Here is a 16,521-nt window from a genome sequence, read left to right as displayed (position 1 = left end):
TACACCGTCCGCCCCCGGGAGTATGACGCCCGCCGAAACGCAACCGCCACCAAGGCGACTCCGGGGGAAGGATCAATGAGCGCAAGCGTCGCATCGCTGGCCAAGGTCAAGGAAGTCAGGCAGATCGTGGAAGCGGAGGCCGTGGCCTCCATCGTGGCCATGGACGAGAAGGCCAAGCTGGCCGTGGCCGTGGAAGCCCTGTCCGCCATTGCCGGGGAAAACGACCTGACGTGCATGCGGGCCCTTTTCCGCATGCGCCGCCGGGCCGAGGAGGCGCTCGCGCGCATCCGCGGCGTCCGAAACGACCAGCACACCCTTTTTTAGCCACCACAGCGGCAAGCGGCCGGGCGTGCCCCGTCACCCCGCCGCATCCCGCCGTGCGCATAGAAAAAGGCCGGCAGCTTCCGCTGCCGGCCTTTTTGCGCGTCCGGAATCCGTGCCGGCTATTCGTCGGGCCGGATCTCGTCGTCGGTCAGGAAGCAGGCCGGATCCGGGGCCCAGACGTCGTCGTAGACGGCCTCGGCCCTGGCCCGGAAGTTGCCGCCGCAGATGGAGAGGTAGCGGCAGCCGGCGCAGCGTCCCGTGACGTGCCGCTTCTTCTCCTTGAGCTTGGCCAAAAGTTCGATGTTCGGATCGTCCCAGATCTCGGAGAAGGGACGCTCGCGGACGTTGCCAAAGACGTGGTTGCGCCAGAACTGGTCGGCGTGGACCTTGCCGTCCCAGGAGATGCAGCCGATGCCCCGGCCGGAGTTGTTGCCCTCGTTGAAAGAAAGAAGCTCCATCACCTCGGCCGCCCGGGCCGGGTCCTCGCGCAACAGGCGCAGGTAGACGTAGGGGCCGTCGGCGTGGTTGTCCACGGTCAGCACCTCTTTGGGCAGGCCGGCGTCGTGGAGAGCCCGGGTCCGGTCCATGATGACGTCGAGCAGGGCCCGGGTGGCGGCGTGGTCCAGGTCTTCCTTGATGAGTTCCGACCCCCGGCCGGCGTAGACCAGGTGGTAGAAACAGATGCGCGGCACTTCGAGGTCGCGCAACAGGTCGAAGAGAAGCGGCACTTCGCCGGCGTTGCGGTTGTTGATGGTGAACCGCAGCCCGACCTTGAGGCCTTCCTTCTGGCAGTTCTCGATGCCGGCCAGGGCCTTTTTGTAAGACCCGGCCACGCCGCGAAAACGGTCGTGGATGGCTTCCCCGCCGTCCAGGGAGATGCCGACGTAGGACAGGCCCACGGACTTGAGCTCCCGGGCCTTTTCGCGGGTAATGAGCGTGCCGTTGGTCGAGATGACGGCCCGCATGCCCTTGCCCGTGGCGTGGGAGGCCAGCTCGGTCAGGTCCTTGCGCACCAGCGGCTCGCCGCCGGAAAAGAGCATGACCGGCGCGCCGTAGGCGGCCAGATCGTCGATCATGGCCTTGGCTTCCGCCGTGCCGATGTCGTCGACGCCTTCGGGGTCCACGGCCTTGGCGTAGCAGTGCACGCACTTGAGATTGCACCGCCGGGTCATGTTCCAGACCACGACAGGCTTTTTATCTTTGGAAAATTGCAGGAGATGCGACGGGAGCTGGCCGGATTGGCGGCCGTAGCGCAGGGCGTCTGACGGTTCCACGCCGCCGCAATAAAGCTTTGATATGCCGATCATGAAAAATCCTCTGTTTCGTGGGGTGGGAAGGCCCTATAATACATTTTTTCCGGGCGGGGTAGGGGTCCGGAGCGTGATTCTCCCGGACTAGGGACGGCGGGCGGTCATGAGGAAAACGGTGAAGGGACGGACGGTTCCGTCCTTTCCCGGCTTTTCGAGGGTGGCCGCCGTCCGGGCGTCGATGCCGGTAAAGCCGATGCCGGCCAGCATATCGGCCAGATCGAAGCGGTCGAAGCCGAAATGGTGGACCCCGGCGTTGTCGTCGTGGAACAGCCCCCCCTCGCTGTCGAGGTCGGCCAGGGCCAGCCGGCCGCCCCCGGCCAGGCCGGCGAAAAGCCGCCGGAGCACCGCTTCCGGCCCGGCCACGTGGTGGAAGGCCATGGCGCTGGCCGCCAGCTCGTAGCGCCCGGGGAGCGGCTCGCCGGCCTCCAGGTCGACCAGCAGGGTGGTGACGTTCTCCAGGCCCGCCGCCTCGATCTTGGCGTCGAGCTCGGCCAGCATGCCGGGCGAGGTGTCAAGGCCGGTGACCCGGTCGCACCGGCGGGCCAGTTCCAAGGTAAGAAGGCCGGTGCCGCAGCCGAAATCCAGGGCCTCGGCCACCGGCTCCCGGAAGAGGCCGGCCGCGTCCATGGCCGTGGCGATGTCCCGGGTGAGCTTGCGGCGAAAGGGGTTCGCGTCCCAGGCAGCGGCCCTGGCGTCAAACCGGGCGACGTCGTCGTTCATAGGGATTCCTCGGTTACGGCAAAATGTTGGAAAGATGTCTCCGGCGGCCGGGAGGGGGTCACCCCCTCCCGGACCCACCCGAAAGGGGTCTCCTGGCGGGTGGCGCGGGCCGTCCCCTTTCAGGGGGTCCGGGGGGGATGATCCCCCCCAGCGGGGTCCGGGGCGGCGCCCCGGTCTTCTCCCCGCTCCCGGGCCGCGGCCACGACGGCGGCGAGCTTGCCGAGCAGCTCGTCGATGTCGCAGGGCTTGAGCAGGTAGTCGGACGCCCCGGCCGAGAGCCCGTCCTTGGCCGCCTCTTCGGAGCCGTGCCCGGTCAGCATGACCACCGGCAGGCCGGGGACCATCTTCTTGAAGATCTTCAGGACCTCGATGCCGTCCATGTCCATCATCTTGAGATCGCAGACCGCCGCGTCGAAATCGTTTTCCCGAAGAACGCGCAGGGCCTCGGCCCCGGACAGGGCCACCCGGACGGCGTGTCCCCGGCGGCGCAGCCGCTTGGCCAGCACCTCGGTAAAGCCGGCCTCGTCGTCGACCAGTAAAAGCCGCAAGGGCTGTTCGCTCATGCCTGCTCCCCAAAAAAACTAGGACCGGACCGGACCGGCCGGGGCCCCGGCCGGAGCCGGAGCCGCCGCCGGCAGGAAGACCCGGAAGGTGGCCCCCTGCTCGGGAGCCGATTCCACGGTGATCTCGCCGCCGATTTTCTTGACGATGCCGTAGCAGATGGAAAGGCCGAGTCCCGTGCCCTTGCCCACGGCCTTGGTGGTGAAAAAGGGCTCGAAGATCCGGGCCGACACGGCTTTGGGCATGCCGTGCCCGGTGTCGGACACGACAAGCTCCACCCGGTCGCCGGCCAGACGCGTGGCCAGCGTCAGGTCGCCGCCGTTTCGCTCCATGGCGTCCATGGCGTTGTTGACGAGGTTCAGGACCAGCTGCTGCAATTCCGACGGCGAACCGGCCACATGGGGCAGGCCCGGGGCCAGATCGGTTTTGATGCGCACGTTGACGTAGCGGGCCCGCTTATCCGACAGCTCGGCCATCTCGGCCACCAGTTCGTTCAAATCCAGTTCCTTGAGCCGCGAGTCGGTCTTGCGGGCGAAGCTCAGGAGCTTGTGGGTGATTTCCTTGCACCGCGTGCCTTGCAGCCGGATCTGGTCCAGGGCCCGGCGCATCTCGGTCAGGTTGTCCGGGGTCGAGTGGTCGTCGTCGGCCAGGATGTCGGCCACCCAGCCGGCCTCTTCCATCATGATGGCCACGGGGTTGTTGATCTCGTGGGCGATGCCCGCGGCCAGCTCCCCCACCGAGGCCAGCTTGCCGGCCTCGATGACCTGGTCGTTTAGGAGGTCGCGCTCGGCGTCGGCCGCGGCGATGCGGCCGGCCATGCGCCGGGCCAGGAGCCAGGCGGCGGCCAGGATGCCGACGCCGCCGACGACCACGATGGCGAGCCCGAGGAGCCTGGCCCGGTACAGGGCCGGAAAGGCGTCGGCCTCGTCCTGCTGGTAGACGAGGGCCCACTGGCCGTCCTTGAAAAGCGTGGCCACGTAGACGATCGGCCGGCCCGACTCCGGGGTCAGGGTGAAGACCATGGTCCGGTCCTCGGGCATGCCCGGCCCGCCGTCCGGACCGTTCCAGATGCGGGCCCGAAGCGAGGCCGCGTCCACGGGCAGGCCGCGCCGGGGCTTGGTCTGGAACTCCCCCCGGGCCGAGAGGATGAAGGCCTGGCCCGTGGCCCCCTGGCCGATGTTTTCGACCAGACGGTTAAAAGCCTGGAAATCGATGGTGGAGCGGACGAGCCAGTCCTTGCCGTCATGGGTGCGCCGGACCGCCACCACGAAATGGGGCAGGCCGCGCAGCCCGAGAAAGACGTCGCTTATGGTCAGGTCGCTTTTCCGGGCGGCCGCGAACCAGGGGGAATCGGCGTAATCGGCCCGGCCCAGGCGAAACGGCCCGGCGTAGGCCACAAGGGCCCCGGCCGGATCGACCAGCCCCAGGTCCACGAACACGCCGCCGTGCTCCTGCTGCATGGTGGCCAGCAGCTCGGCCAGCTTCCTGTCGTCCGCGAAATCGGCGAACGGGGCCAGCTCGGTCAGGACCCGGAGTTCGGCGGCCGATTCCCGCAAAAACGCGCCGATCTGCTGCTTGTGCTTGAGGACCAGCTCCTCCAGGTGGGCCACCACCTTGGTCTGGTAGGCGGTGTGGAACTCGTAGCCGAGCACGGCCGCGCAGACCAGAAGCGGCGTCAGGGCCACGGCCGCCACCCAGGCCACCATGGTCCGGGTCAGGGACCGGTAGTAATGGGGGTCGCTCAAGAAAGGGCTCCGCAGCGCGCATGCGGGAACACGGTGGCGAAACGCATGGAAAAAGCATACGTCTCCGGAAAGGCTTTTACAAGCGGCCAGGGATTTTCCACCGGCCCGGGCGAGGGAGGGCGGCATGTCCGAGGGCGTCATCGATCTCAAACGGCAGTTGCGCGAGCTCAAGGCCCATGAACAGCTGGCCGGATTCGCGGGCTTCGGCCTGGATCTCGGCCGGGGCGGACCGCCCCGGGACGGGGTCATGAAAATCGCCGAATTCGTCCGCCAGGACGGCACGGGCTACGTCACCCTGACCTTCCAGGTCGACGCGGACCCGGACCCGGGCAACCGGGCCGCCCTTTCCGCCGTGTTCGACCGCTTCGCCCGGTTCGCCCAGGCCGCCGACGCCGCCACCGGCCAGGCCCGGTTCGGCAGCGGATTCGAGTACCTCATGGTCGTGACCGAGGGCCTGGCCGACGGCGACGACTGGCTCCTCGTCGAGTTTGACATCTATTACAAGAATCTCAAGGGCCGGCTGCGCGGCCTGATCGAGGCCTCGGTCCTGCCGGGGCTGGCCCCGGTCCTGCCCGCCACCTTCGAGCCCGTCACCTGGTGGGAACCGGACGCGGCCGGCTGAGCCGTGGCGCGGGAAGCCGCCCGGACGGGCCGTTGCGGCCCGCCGCAGGCCGTCTGGGCCGTCTGGGCCGTCTGGGCCGGCCGGACATTGCCCTGGCCGGTCAAATGGCCTAGGAACGGAACCGACGTCGCAAGGGGTTTGACGGTTTGAGCACGCTTGGCGCATCGCAAAAAAAACGGATTTTGACCGCCGCCGTCGGCCTGCCGGTCCTGGCCGCGGCCGTGGCTGTCGGCGGCTGGCCGCTTGGCGTCCTGGTGGCCGCTGTCTCGGTTGTCGGCATGCGGGAATTTTTCGCCATGACCGGCCGGCCCGGCCCGGTCCTCGAGTGGACGGGCCTGGTTCTTGGGGCCGTGGCGGCAGGAAGCGCCGTATGGGGCGGCTGGCCGCTTCTGGCCGCCGTCCTGGCCCTGGCCCTGTGGCTCGAGCAGTTCGATTTCCTGCGCCGCTTCGCCGGCCGGGGCGAGACGGCCCCGCCGCGCGGGGGGCTGGCGGCCGCCCTTTTGTACGTGCCCTTTTCCCTGCGGTTTCTGTGCCTTTTTTCGGCCGTGGAAACGGCCTTCGTCCTGGCCGTGGTCATGGCCGCCGACACGGGCGCCTATTATGCCGGCCACCTGATCGGCGGCCCCAAGGTCTGGCCGGCGGTCAGCCCGGGCAAGACCTGGGCCGGGACCGGCGGCGGGCTCGTGGCCGCCGCCCTGGTCGCCCTGGCCTTCGGGGCCTTCGGGCGCCCCTTGGCCGGCCCCCTGCCCCTGGCCGGGCTGGGGCTGGCCATGGCCGCCGTCTCCCAGATGGGCGACTTTTTCGAATCCGCCCTCAAGCGCGCCGCCGGGGTCAAGGATTCGGGCACGCTCCTGCCCGGCCACGGCGGCGTGCTCGACCGCATCGACGGGCTTTTGCCCGCCATCCTGGCCTATGCCGCCTGCCGGCCCTGGCTCGGGCTCGGCTAAAAGGAGAGCCTGCCGCCATGGACGATGCCGCCGCCACCCCCTCCGCCGCCGCGCCCGCCGACCGCGAGGCCCGCTTCGCCGCCTGCCTGGAAAAGCTCGAAGAGCTCAAGGCCGTAAAAGCCCGGCGGGAGGTGCTGGAGGAACGGGTCTTCCTGGAATTTTTGCGCGCCAACCGGGGCCGCATAAACGAGTTTCCGCTCCTTGAAACCGAGCAGCAAAGCCTCATGGACATGCTCCTTCGCCGGGCCGAGGGCCTGCACCCGGCCCACGAGTCCATCAAGGAGCGTTTCTCCGAGTACCTCCTCGAACTCAACCACTACGGCAAGGCCAAGGCTGTCGGCGACGAGGCCCGGCGGGAAAAGCTGGCCCGCCGGCTCGAACGCGTCGAAACCCTCCTGGCCAAGTGCCTGCAGGGCGCGGTCTACGCCTCGAGCCTGGTCAAGGACAATTTCAGCGACGCCATCATCCGCCATTTCGGCGAGAACTCCCTGGCCAAGATCGAGGAGCTGACCGCCACCCTGGTTTTCGACGAGCTCTACTGGCGCACGGCCATCGAGCGGTTCGTCAAGGAAGAGGTGCGCGGGGCCTACGACGATATCCTGGCCGAACGCCGCTACCGCCTCTCCCGCGAAGGCCAGCTTCTGATCGTGGCCTTTCCCTTCGACGCGGTCCTCTCCAAGCTCATGGGCACCACCAAGGCCATTTCCAAGACCCGGGTCCAGACCGCCTTTGCCGAAGGGACCGGCGACGAGGCCGGCCGGCAGAACCTGGAGACCGCCCTGGCCGTCCTGTCCCGGGCCGAGATCCCCCAGTGGAACCGGCGCGCGGAGCGCGACGAATCGACCTTCGCCGCCCAGGTGGCGGCCATGGACGCCGTGGTGGCCGAATACCGGGCCGGGCCGGCCGGCGAAGGCGAGGAGGCCGAGGCCAGGCAGGCCTTTTGGGCCGAGGAGATCACGGCCCTTTGCCTCGGCGCGGCCGTATCCCTGCGGGTGGTGCGCGAGGACTTCGCCCGGGCGTTGCGCGACTTCTCGCCCAAGGAGACGGCCTGGCTCGTCCAATCGGCCGGCGTGTTCGACGCCCTCCACCTGGGGCTCGTGCTCGAGCACATCATGGAATTCGATTTCGCCTATCTCCTGCGCGAAAAGGGCGAGGCCGACGCCGGCCGCATCCAGGTCAAGGCCGCGCGCAACCGCCGGGCCCCCCGGGCCGGGGTCGACGCCCTGGTCGAAGCCGGATTCAACAAGGTCCGGCGCAGGCAGTTTTTCGACGACGATCCGGACAATCCGGATTTCCTGCTTTTTCGCCCCAAAAACCCGGCCGAACTGGAAGAGCGCCTGCGACTGGTCCAGATCGAGCCGGAACTGGCCCGTTCCCTGGTCGCCCTGTGGGAGACAGCCCCCTACAAGGTCGACCTCTATGTCTGCATCAACCTGGCGGCGCTCGGCAAGGTGGCCACCAACCTGTCGGCCCGCATCACCGAGATTCTCGGCCGCTACGGCATCGCCCCCCCCGGGGCGGGCGAATCGGCCAGAACGAAACGCGACGCATGACCAGACACCCCGCCGGCCAGCCGGCCCTTGTCCCGACGTCCCCCGCCCCGGCCCCGGCCGGTGACGGCTACATCTCCTCCCTTGCCGTCGCGGCCCCGGACCGCCCCCGGCGGCTGGCCGTGCTCGGAGCCACGGGCTCCATCGGCGTCAGCGCCCTGCGGGTGGCGGCCGAACACCCGGACAGGTACGCCGTCGCCGGCCTGGCCGGCGCGACCAACGTGCAGCTTCTGGCCGAACAGGCCGCGGCCTTCCGTCCCCCGGTCCTGGCCGTCCTGACCGAGGCCGGGGCCCGGGCCCTGGCCGCCCTGCTCCCGGCCGGCTACAGGCCGGACATCCTGGTCGGCCCGGAAGGCTACGCCGCCATGGCCAGGCTTCCGGAGGCCGACGTGGTGGTCTCGGCCATCGTGGGCGCGGCCGGGCTGGTGCCGACCTTGGCCGCCGTGGCCGCCGGCAAGGTGGTGGCGCTGGCCAACAAGGAGTCCCTCGTCCTCGCCGGCGACCTCATCCGGGAGCTGGCCCGGTCCTCGGGCGCGGTCATCCTGCCGGTCGACTCCGAGCACAACGCCCTTTTCCAGGCCCTGGGCGGGGCCGGGCTGCCGGATCTGCCCCTGGTCGAGCGGCTGGTGCTGACGGCTTCCGGGGGCCCCTTCCGGACCATGCCGCGGGCCGCCCTCGAGGCGGCCACCCCGGCCATGGCGCTCAATCATCCCACCTGGTCCATGGGCCCCAAAATCAGCGTGGATTCGGCCACGCTCATGAACAAGGGCCTGGAGGTCATCGAGGCCTGCCGCCTCTACGGCCTGCCCGTCTCCCAGGTGGAGGTGGTGGTCCACCCCCAGAGCATCGTCCACTCCCTGGCCCAGCTCCACGACGGGTCGCTCCTGGCCCACCTCGGCCCCCCGGACATGCGGGTGGCCATCGCCTATTGCCTGGGCTATCCCGAACGCCTGCCCCTGTCCGGGCCGCGCGTGGATCTGGTCAAGCTCGCCTCGCTGACCTTCGAGGCCCCGCGCGAGGACGCCTTTCCCTGCCTGTCCCTGGCCCGGCAGGCCCTGGCCGCCGGCCCCAGCCACACGGTCGTCCTCAATGCCGCCAACGAGGCGGCGGTGGCCCTGTTCCTGGCCGGGGAGCTGCCCTTCATGGCCATCGCCACGACCATCGAGGCGGCGCTTGCCGCCCATGCCGGCTGCCCCGTGGCCGACGCCCGGGCCATCATGGACCTCGACGGCCGGGTCCGCGATGCCGCGACCAAGCGTGCCAAAGGGCGCAAGTGACGTTGCCTTGCCGCCAAAGCCGCTTATTATAAGCAAACGGCCCGCGCCCGCAGACGGACACCCCCGCCTCGGGCCGGCCGCCAAACCTCCACGCCGCCTGTTGCCAAGCCAGCGGGCAGGCGTCCATGAGTGCGCATGATCGAAAGCATCCTCGCCGTGGCCCTGGTCCTCGGAGGGCTCATCTTCTTCCACGAACTGGGGCACTTCCTGGCCGCCCGGGCCTTCGGCATGGGCGTGGTCACCTTTTCCCTGGGCTTTGGCCCGAAACTCTTCGGCTTCACCCGGGGGGCCACCCGCTATGTCTTGTCGGCCATTCCGCTCGGCGGTTACGTCCAGCTGGTGGCCCAGGACCCGGACGACCCGGTGCCGGACGGATTTCCGCCCGAGGCCCAGTTCCGCCTGCGCCCGGCCTGGCAGCGCATGATCGTGGTGGCCGCCGGCCCGGTCTTCAACTTTCTCCTGGCCTGGCTCCTGTTCTGGGGCCTGCTCGTGGCCGAGGGCCGGTTCGAAATGCTGCCCGTGGTCGGGCAGGTGCAAAAGGACAGCCCGGCCGAAGTGGCGGGCATCAAGGCCGGGGACACCGTCCTTGACGTCAACGGCGTGCCGGTCGCCAACTGGGACGCCCTGGCCACGGCCATCCGCGGCGGCGGCGGCAAGGCCGTGACCCTGACCGTCAGCCGCGAGGGCGGGCAGGAGACCTTCTCCCTGACCCCGGCCATGCGCACGGTCAAGAACCTCTTTGGCGAAGAGGAAAGCGCGCCCCTGGTCGGCATCGTGGCTTCGGGCAAGACCCGGACCGTGCCGCTCGGGCCGGGCCTGGCCGCCGGCGAGGCCGTGCACCAGACCTGGAACGTGGTGGTGGTCACCTACACGGGACTTTTGAAGCTCATCGAACGGGTCGTTCCCCTCGACAGCCTCGGCGGTCCGATCATGATCGCCCAGATGGTCAGCAAGCAGGCCTCGGAAGGCCTTGGCAACGTGGTGGCCCTGGCCGCGCTCATCAGCGTCAACCTCGGCGTCCTGAACCTGCTCCCCATCCCGGTCCTCGACGGCGGGCACCTGCTTTTCTACGCCATCGAGATGGTCATGCGCCGGCCGGTCAGCCCGCGCATGCGGGCCCTCACCACCAAGCTCGGCCTGGCCTTTCTGATCGGCCTCATGATCCTGGCCACGGTCAACGACATCCGCCGCCAGATGAGCGTCCTCGATGGCTAGCGGCGGCGCGGCCCCGGGCCAGGGCCCCCTTCTGGTCCTTTGCGGCGTGTCCCCGGAGCTGACGGTCCTTTGCGGCCGTCCCGGGGGCAGGGTCGTCCGCCGGGCCGGGACCGCCCGGGGCCAGGCGGCCGAGACGCTGGCCCCCATGATCGCCTCGGCCATGGCCGAGGCCGGGGTTCCCGCGTCCGGCCTTGGCGGGGTGGCCTGCGTGCGGGGCCCGGGGAGCTTCACCGGCATCCGGGTGGCCCTGGCCACGGCCCTTGGCCTGTCCTTTGGCGCGGGCATTCCCATGGCCGGACTCGATTTCCTGCCGCTTCTGGCCGCCTCGGCCGCCAAACGGGCCGGGGGCGTGGTCGCGGCCGTGACCCACGCCCGGGCCGGCCAGGTCTATCTCCAGTCGTTTCTGGCCGACGGCGACGTCCTGCCGCTCGGGGGCCCGGAAGCCCTCACCCTGGCCCAGGCCTGCGCGCGTCTGGCCGACGACGCGGCCGTCGGCCCCCTGTGGCTGACCGGCGAGGGGGCCATGCGCCATCGGGCCGTTCTGCTCGAAGCCGTGCCCCTGGCCACGTTCCTCGGCGCGGAGGGCTGCGAGCCCGATCCGGACGTGGTCCTGGTTGCGGCCGCCGGGGCCGGCTACGGCTTCGACCCGGTGGAGCCGCTTTATCTGCGGCCCTGCGACGCCGAGGACAATCTGGCCGGCTTCGCGGCCGTGCGCGGCCTGTCGCCGGACGAGGCCGCCATCCGCTTCCGGCAGGCCGTGACCGAAAAGTAGTTTTCCCGCTCCGGCTTTCGGCCGCGACTCTTGTCTTTTCCTTCCCGGCGCACGCGCCGTCTGCCTTCCCGGCGCACGCGCCTTCTGCCTTCCCGGCCCTGCGCTTTTCCCTCACCGCCCCACGCGTTTTTCCCTCACCGGCGCACGCGCCGTCTGCCCCCGTTTTACCCGTGAACCGTCCCACCCTCCCCTTCGGCGCCGGCCGTTTTCCGGATTTTTGGCCCGCCGCCCGGGCGAGGCTAAAGAAACGATTTTCCGGGGTCGATAAGAAAGACAACAGAGGCACACACCGGTTGTCGATCGGCCGAGGGCCCGCGGCCGCAACCGGCAGCGCACAAGGGCAAGGACGCCCGCACACATTCACGGAGGAAACAACCATGTCGCTCGTGATCAATCACAACATGATGGCCGCCACGGCCGCCCGCAACCTGTCCAACTCGTACAGCGCCCTGGCCACCTCGACCAACCGCCTGTCGTCGGGCCTGCGCATCACCACCGCGGCCGACGACGCCGCCGGCCTGGCCATCCGCGAGCTCATGCGCTCGGACATCGCGGCCACCAACCAGGGTGTCCGCAACGCCAACGACGCCATCTCCATGATCCAGACGGCCGACGGCGCGCTCCAGGTCGTGGACGAAAAGCTCATCCGCATGAAGGAACTGGCCGAACAGGCCTCCACCGGCACCTACACCTCGGACCAGCGCCTGATCATCGACTCGGAATACCAGGCCATGGCCTCGGAAATCACCCGAATCGCCAATGCCACGGATTTCAACGGCATCTATCTTTTGAACGGCAACCTGTCCGGCGCCACCCACAGCGGCAGTGGCATCAACTCCTCCGGCAAGCTCAAGGTCCATTTCGGTTCCGGCAACAACAGCGCCGAGGACTACTACTACGTCCAGATCGGCACCTCCACGGCCTCGGCCCTGGGCGTCGGCATCGGCGCGGCCTCGTCGGCCAAGGGCCGCAGCATCTCCACCCAGGAGCTGGCCCAGAAGGCCCTCGACGCCATCAAGACCGCCATCGTGTCCAAGGACAAGATCCGGGCCAACCTGGGCGCCCTCCAGAACCGCCTGGAGAACACCATCTCCAACCTGCAGATCCAGAGCGAAAACCTGCAGGCGGCCGAGTCCCAGATCTCGGACGTGGACGTGGCCACGGAAATGACCCAGTTCGTGCGCAACCAGATCCTGACCCAGTCGGCGGTGGCCATGCTCTCCCAGGCCAACTCCCTGCCCAGGATGGCCATGCAGCTCATCGGCGGCTAACCCTCGAATGCCCCTCGGCCGGGCCGCCATCGGCGGCCCGGCCATACAATTTGGCATGTCGCTTGCTACCGGAGGAGACGGATTCCCCTTAACAGGAAAAACATGCCGCCCGGGGTAGCCTCATGACCATCTCAAGCGTCAGCGCCTACACGCCCGTCACCACGTCAGGCCAGATCACCTACACCGGACTCGGCAACGGCACGGACTTCAATTCGCTCATCACCAAGCTGGTCCAGGTCGAGCAGGGGCGCATCACCACGCTGCAGACCTGGAAACAGTCCTGGACCGACAAGCAGACGGCCTTCCAGAAACTCAACAGCGAAATGCTCTCCCTCAAAACCACTCTGGAAGGAATGGACTCCGTTGGGGAATTTCTTTCCAAGACCACGGACAGCACCGACTCCACCATCCTGGCCGTGACCACCGGGGCCAACGCGGACAACGGTTCCCACTCCATCACCGTCAACCGTCTGGCCACGGCCAAGGCCATGAGTTCCAAGACCGGCTACACCAGCGCCACCGAGGACATCAATCCGTCCAGTTCCGAGGTCTCCTTCAACTACACCTACAAAGGCGTCACCTATTCCAATGCTATCGGCGCCAACTGCACGCTGACCGATCTGGCCAGCATCATCAACAACGACCCGAAAAATCCCGGCGTCAAGGCCAGCATCGTCAACGACGGGTCCAAGTACTACCTCCAGCTACGCGGCATGGACACCGGCGATAGCGCCAGCCTGACCATCGCCAACAACTCCGGCCTGAGCGGATTCACCAACGCGGATTTTAACACCATCACCAACAACGCCAGCGCCCAGCTCAAGCTCGACGGCTGGCCTACGGACGCGGGTGTCTGGATCACCCGCGAAACCAACAGCGTGACCGACCTGCTCTCGGGCCTGACCCTCAACCTCAAGAGCACCGGCACCGTGGACGTGACCACCACCACGGATACGGCCACCGTCAAGAAGAACATCCAGACGTTCGTCGAACAGATGAACACCGTCCGGACCCTGCTCCAGGATCTCACCAAATTCGATTCCACCACGCAGCAGGCCTCGATCCTGACCGGCAACTACGGCCTGCAGCTCATCGACACCAACCTCAAGACGGCCGTGGCCGGCAAGGGCATCGGCTTCGACTACACCACGGACAAGTATTCCACCCTGGCCCAGCTCGGCATCGCCACCGACGCCTCCGAAGGGTCCACCACCGAAGGCCTCCTCGTCATCGACGACGACGTCCTCGACGATATCCTGAGCTCCAATGCCGATGCCGTGGCCCAGCTTTTCTCGGCCCAGTACGTGGGCAGCACCGACTCGTCGGAATTCTCCATCTCCTCCTACATCAGCGGCACCACCAAGTGCGGCACCTACGATCTGGCCTACACCACCGATTCCAGCGGCAAGATCACCGGTGCGACCATAAACGGCAACCCCGCCATCTACCACAGCAACTCCAACACGATCACCGGCAGCCACGGCTACCCCGAGGCCGGTCTGGTCATCAAGGCCATCGACGTGAGCCCGGGCGTGCATACCGGCAAGGTTTCGCTCAAGGAGGGCAAGACCGGCGAACTCGCCTCCCTGCTCGACCAGATGACCGATACCACCAACGGGCCGCTGCACATCCTGGACGAGAACTACGACGACATCACGGCCATGATCGACGACAAGATCGCCTTCGAGCAGCGGCGCATCAGCACCTATGCCGCCAACCTGCGCAAGCGCTTCGCCAAGGTCGACTCCCTCCTGTCGGTCTACAGCCAGCAGCAGAGCCAGCTCTCCTCGCAGATCGCCCAGCTGACCGACGACTGATCGCCGCCCACGGCCGACTCGGCAGGAAACCGCCCCAGGCGCCGCGTCGTCCACCCCTGCCGGAGGTTCCGAGGCCGGCCGCGCGGCCCGCAAAAAAAATTTCCGGCTCCCGCGCCCGCGTCTTTTCCGGCAAAGGCCTGGGATGCCAAGGTAAAATTTCGGCCGCACCAGCGCCGGGCCCGGGCCGGCCCTCCCATGGCCGGTCGCGCCGGCCGAGGCGCTCTAGAGAAGAACGCCGAGCGTCCGATAAGAGGGAGAAACAAGGGGAGAGCCTATGCAGAGCGCCGCCAGATCCTATTTCCAGACCCAGGTCAGCACCACCACCCAGGGCGACCTGCTCATCATGCTCTTTGACGCGGCCCTCAAGTTCCTCGGCCAGGCCAAGGAAAAGATGGCCGAGAAAAACTACGCCCAAAAGGGCATCCTGATCTCCAAGGCCCTGGACATCCTCACCGAACTCCAGGGCACCCTCAATAGCAGCAAAGGGGGCGAACTGGCCGACCGCCTGCAAAAACTCTACTTTTTCTGCAGCTCGCGCCTGTTGACCGCCAACCTCAAAATGGACACGGCCAAGATCGACGAGGTCGTGCACATCCTGACCGGCCTTCGCGACGCCTTCAACGAAGCCAACGGCAAGGTGGCCACCAAGACCGTGCCGACCAGCGCCACCCAGTCCGCCGGCCGCCTGCCCATCGCCGCCGTTCCGGCCACGGCCGGCCGTTCGGCCTACCAGCCCGTCCAGGCCGGACAGGCCCCCGCGCCGGCCAAGCCGGCCGTGGCCACGGCCACGAGCGTCGCGCCGGCCGCTCCCCGGGCGCCCCAGGCGTCCCACGCGCCGGCCGGTCCCGGCCGCGAGCCTCGGGAAATCCCGGCCCCGTCCCTGGCCGGCCCGGCCAAGGAGCCGTCGGCCGCGCCCCTGCGCCGGGTCATGGCCGCCTACGCCGCCAGCCGCCCCCAGGGGTAAGACGCCGTGGGCCGCCGGGCCAAAGCCAGGCCGCCGGCCCGCGGCCCGGCCATTCCCGCTCCGTCCGTCCGGGCCGGAGGCGCCGCCAGCCCCATGAGCTGGACTTTCATGGAGATCCCACGGTAGATCGGCCTCGAGGCCCGGGCGATCCATGACCCACCCCTTTTTCACCTACACGCGCGAAATCCTGTCCTGGCGGCTGGGCGATCCGGCTCCGGCCGGGCTGACCTCCGACGCTCTGGGCCCGGACCGGACCGACGCCCGGGTGCGGCGCATCCTTCGGGCCGCGGCCGGCCGGCCGGCCGTTTTTCTCCTTGGCCAGGGCACCGGCCGCCTGGCCGGGGCCCTGGCCGCAGCCCTGCCCCCGGCCACGGCCCTGACCGTCCTTTCCCTGGCCCCGGCCACGGCCCGCCACCTGTGGGAAGCGGGAAGCCTCGGCTGGATCACGCCCGAGGGGCCGCACCAGCTTTTGGCCGACAGTTCGCCCCAGGCCCTTTTCTGCCTGCTCGCCCTTTACGCCCCGTCCCCCCGGGCCGCCCTGGTCACCGTCAATCCCGAGGACGCGTCCCCGGAGGCACGGGAGCGGCTGGCCCGGCTGCGCCGGCTGCTGGCCGAGACCTCCCCCCTTGCCCCGCCGGCCGGGGCCCCCGGCCCGGGGGCCGGACCGGGCCTGACCCTGGCCGTCCTGGCCCGGCCGGACGAACCGGACCTGCCGGGCTTTTTCGAGGCCTGCCGGGGCCTGGCCAGCCGGGCCGTCGTCCTCTGGGACGGCCCGGACGTGCCGGCGGCCGCCGACGGGGCCGCAAGCCTCGGCATTCCCGTGCGCCATCTGGCCCGGCCCCTGGGCCGGGATTTCGCGGCCCAGCGCAACGCCCTGCTTGGGGCCTGCCCGCCGGGCTGGGTCCTGACGCTCGACCCGGACGAACGTCCGGGCCCGGGATTGAGCGCTCTGGCGGCCCGGCTCGCCGCCACCCCCGGGGTCGGGGCGGCCTATTTCCCACGGATCACGCTCTATCCCGACGCCGGCCACGCCAAGGCCGGACATGGGCTGTGGCCGGACCTGCAGCTGCGCCTGTTCTCCACCGCCCCGCCGGCCCGGGCCCGCTACGTCCGCCCGGTCCACGAGCGCCTGGAAGGCCTGGCCGGCCGGGCCGCCCTGGCCCTTGGCACCCCCATTTTCCATCACAACCGCCTGCTTGCCGACGACGCCGCCGTCCAGGCCAAGCTCGCCCGTTACGACGCGGCCGGCGGCGCGCCCCTGCACCGCCTTTCCCGCGACTACCCCACCCTGCCCCTGTCCTTTTTCACGCCCCCGGCCGGGAAAGGCCCGGACGCAAGGGTTATGCTCCTGCCCGCCCTATGGTAACGAAGCCGCGGGCGGTCCCGGCCCCAGGCCCGGAGCCGGGGCCCGCCCTGTCGCGGTTGC

General features: G+C 69.0%; 15 protein-coding genes. 11 read left to right on the top strand and 4 right to left on the bottom strand.

Features of this window, described 5'->3' with window-relative positions; all coding sequences use genetic code 11:
• Window positions 1-75: 75 nt before the first annotated feature.
• Window positions 76-324, top strand: coding sequence for a hypothetical protein (locus DFW101_RS13400; protein ID WP_009182062.1), 249 nt, complete (start codon window positions 76-78; stop codon window positions 322-324).
• A 119-nt stretch (window positions 325-443) separates the two neighbouring features.
• Here the strand turns inward: DFW101_RS13400 and ahbC are convergent, their stop codons facing one another.
• The 4 genes from ahbC to DFW101_RS13380 all read right to left on the bottom strand — a co-directional run bounded on the left by ahbC (window position 444) and on the right by DFW101_RS13380 (window position 4,660).
• Window positions 444-1,631: a 12,18-didecarboxysiroheme deacetylase gene (ahbC, locus tag DFW101_RS13395; protein ID WP_009182061.1), complete on the bottom strand. Its 1,188-nt coding sequence runs from the start codon at window positions 1,629-1,631 to the stop codon at window positions 444-446.
• Between the two features lie 87 nt (window positions 1,632-1,718).
• Window positions 1,719-2,354 (bottom strand): class I SAM-dependent methyltransferase, encoded by a 636-nt coding sequence (locus DFW101_RS13390; RefSeq protein WP_009182060.1) that lies wholly within the window; start codon window positions 2,352-2,354, stop codon window positions 1,719-1,721.
• Between the two features lie 119 nt (window positions 2,355-2,473).
• Window positions 2,474-2,917 carry a response regulator gene (locus DFW101_RS13385; protein WP_009182059.1) on the bottom strand — a complete coding sequence of 148 codons (444 nt, stop codon included), beginning with the start codon at window positions 2,915-2,917 and terminating at the stop codon, window positions 2,474-2,476.
• 18 nt (window positions 2,918-2,935) lie between these two features.
• Entirely contained in the window at window positions 2,936-4,660 is a 1,725-nt protein-coding gene (locus DFW101_RS13380; RefSeq protein WP_009182058.1) for a sensor histidine kinase, read from the bottom strand.
• Window positions 4,661-4,784: 124 nt separating this feature from the next.
• Here DFW101_RS13380 and DFW101_RS13375 point away from each other — a divergent pair, with 124 nt between their 5' ends.
• From DFW101_RS13375 to DFW101_RS13330, 10 genes are all read left to right on the top strand, one after another.
• Window positions 4,785-5,282, top strand: coding sequence for a hypothetical protein (locus DFW101_RS13375; protein ID WP_009182057.1), 498 nt, complete (start codon window positions 4,785-4,787; stop codon window positions 5,280-5,282).
• A gap of 146 nt (window positions 5,283-5,428) precedes the next feature.
• Window positions 5,429-6,229, top strand: coding sequence for a phosphatidate cytidylyltransferase (locus tag DFW101_RS13370; RefSeq protein ID WP_009182056.1), 801 nt, complete (start codon window positions 5,429-5,431; stop codon window positions 6,227-6,229).
• A gap of 17 nt (window positions 6,230-6,246) precedes the next feature.
• A complete protein-coding gene (locus tag DFW101_RS13365) occupies window positions 6,247-7,782 on the top strand; it encodes a hypothetical protein (protein ID WP_009182055.1) in 1,536 nt (511 codons plus the stop codon).
• Entirely contained in the window at window positions 7,779-9,056 is a 1,278-nt protein-coding gene (dxr, locus tag DFW101_RS13360; RefSeq protein WP_009182054.1) for a 1-deoxy-D-xylulose-5-phosphate reductoisomerase, read from the top strand. Before DFW101_RS13365 ends, dxr begins: the two co-directional genes overlap by 4 nt.
• Before the next feature lie 135 nt (window positions 9,057-9,191).
• Window positions 9,192-10,271: an RIP metalloprotease RseP gene (gene rseP, locus DFW101_RS13355; protein ID WP_009182053.1), complete on the top strand. Its 1,080-nt coding sequence runs from the start codon at window positions 9,192-9,194 to the stop codon at window positions 10,269-10,271.
• The gene (tsaB, locus tag DFW101_RS13350) at window positions 10,264-11,043 is read left to right on the top strand and encodes a tRNA (adenosine(37)-N6)-threonylcarbamoyltransferase complex dimerization subunit type 1 TsaB (RefSeq protein ID WP_009182052.1); all 780 of its coding nucleotides are present in this window, start codon (window positions 10,264-10,266) and stop codon (window positions 11,041-11,043) included. Before rseP ends, tsaB begins: the two co-directional genes overlap by 8 nt.
• 377 nt (window positions 11,044-11,420) lie before the next feature.
• Entirely contained in the window at window positions 11,421-12,314 is an 894-nt protein-coding gene (locus tag DFW101_RS13345; protein WP_009182051.1) for a flagellin N-terminal helical domain-containing protein, read from the top strand.
• Window positions 12,315-12,436: 122 nt separating this feature from the next.
• On the top strand, window positions 12,437-14,131 hold the full coding sequence (gene fliD, locus DFW101_RS13340; RefSeq protein ID WP_009182050.1) for a flagellar filament capping protein FliD: 1,695 nt from the start codon (window positions 12,437-12,439) through the stop codon (window positions 14,129-14,131).
• Between the two features lie 274 nt (window positions 14,132-14,405).
• Entirely contained in the window at window positions 14,406-15,095 is a 690-nt protein-coding gene (gene fliS, locus DFW101_RS13335; RefSeq protein WP_009182049.1) for a flagellar export chaperone FliS, read from the top strand.
• Window positions 15,096-15,246: 151 nt separating this feature from the next.
• Window positions 15,247-16,461 (top strand): glycosyltransferase family protein, encoded by a 1,215-nt coding sequence (locus DFW101_RS13330; protein ID WP_009182048.1) that lies wholly within the window; start codon window positions 15,247-15,249, stop codon window positions 16,459-16,461.
• Window positions 16,462-16,521 lie beyond the last annotated feature (60 nt).

It is taken from the genome of Solidesulfovibrio carbinoliphilus subsp. oakridgensis (assembly GCF_000177215.2).
GTDB classification, from domain to species: Bacteria; Desulfobacterota; Desulfovibrionia; order Desulfovibrionales; family Desulfovibrionaceae; genus Solidesulfovibrio; species Solidesulfovibrio carbinoliphilus.
This window is presented reverse-complemented; position numbering and strand designations above follow the sequence as displayed.

Coding starts and splice junctions, on each gene's coding strand:
- DFW101_RS13365 (WP_009182055.1), top strand. CDS start 6,247: ATGGACGATGCCGCCGCCACCCCCTCCGCCGCCGCGCCCGCCGACCGC.
- dxr (WP_009182054.1), top strand. CDS start 7,779: ATGACCAGACACCCCGCCGGCCAGCCGGCCCTTGTCCCGACGTCCCCC.
- DFW101_RS13375 (WP_009182057.1), top strand. CDS start 4,785: ATGTCCGAGGGCGTCATCGATCTCAAACGGCAGTTGCGCGAGCTCAAG.
- DFW101_RS13345 (WP_009182051.1), top strand. CDS start 11,421: ATGTCGCTCGTGATCAATCACAACATGATGGCCGCCACGGCCGCCCGC.
- DFW101_RS13400 (WP_009182062.1), top strand. CDS start 76: ATGAGCGCAAGCGTCGCATCGCTGGCCAAGGTCAAGGAAGTCAGGCAG.
- fliD (WP_009182050.1), top strand. CDS start 12,437: ATGACCATCTCAAGCGTCAGCGCCTACACGCCCGTCACCACGTCAGGC.
- ahbC (WP_009182061.1), bottom strand. CDS start 1,631: ATGATCGGCATATCAAAGCTTTATTGCGGCGGCGTGGAACCGTCAGAC.
- DFW101_RS13390 (WP_009182060.1), bottom strand. CDS start 2,354: ATGAACGACGACGTCGCCCGGTTTGACGCCAGGGCCGCTGCCTGGGAC.
- DFW101_RS13330 (WP_009182048.1), top strand. CDS start 15,247: ATGACCCACCCCTTTTTCACCTACACGCGCGAAATCCTGTCCTGGCGG.
- fliS (WP_009182049.1), top strand. CDS start 14,406: ATGCAGAGCGCCGCCAGATCCTATTTCCAGACCCAGGTCAGCACCACC.
- DFW101_RS13385 (WP_009182059.1), bottom strand. CDS start 2,917: ATGAGCGAACAGCCCTTGCGGCTTTTACTGGTCGACGACGAGGCCGGC.
- rseP (WP_009182053.1), top strand. CDS start 9,192: ATGATCGAAAGCATCCTCGCCGTGGCCCTGGTCCTCGGAGGGCTCATC.
- tsaB (WP_009182052.1), top strand. CDS start 10,264: ATGGCTAGCGGCGGCGCGGCCCCGGGCCAGGGCCCCCTTCTGGTCCTT.